The sequence below is a fragment of the Micromonospora sp. BS32 genome, assembly GCF_059089345.1.
Genome location: NZ_JBSSHR010000148.1, coordinates 1 through 407, shown reverse-complemented (window position 1 = coordinate 407; position 407 = coordinate 1). Strand labels below are relative to the sequence as shown.

Genomic DNA, 407 nt, shown 5'->3' with positions numbered 1-407 from the left:
CAGGCTTGGAGATATGGGCGACGTAGAAATCGCCCTTCTTGGGATCGGCATGGACGTGCGCGTCAGCGATCGAAGCGAGTCCGGCCTTGCGCAGAAAACCCTGGATCGCCTGTTCCGGTGCGTTGGTCGACGGGCCCTTGATCTCCTCGCGCACATCCTTGGAGCGTGCGGTCAAGCCACGAATGTCAAGCGTCAGACGACGGGGCGTCCAATACTCGCGCGCCGCCTCATAGGTAAGACCCGCCTCGACCAGACCGTCGGTCAGCATCTTCTTCAGGTCACCCGCAGCCTTGCGCTGCATGCGGGCGGGAATCTCTTCGCTGCGAAGTTCAAGAAGCAGATCGGGCATGGTCGGTCTCAACGGGAAAGCTGCGGCGGCAATAGCAAGTCGCCCGCGCCCTGTCACC

The 407-nt window shown here is 62.4% G+C and carries 1 protein-coding gene; it reads right to left on the bottom strand.

Going from position 1 to position 407, the window contains the following annotated elements; all coding sequences use genetic code 11:
• Positions 1-349, bottom strand: a 349-nt coding sequence (locus tag AC5RWQ_RS30670; RefSeq protein WP_494286076.1) for a glycine--tRNA ligase subunit beta, incomplete at its 3' end; no start/stop codon positions are given.
• Positions 350-407: the final 58 nt, after the last annotated feature.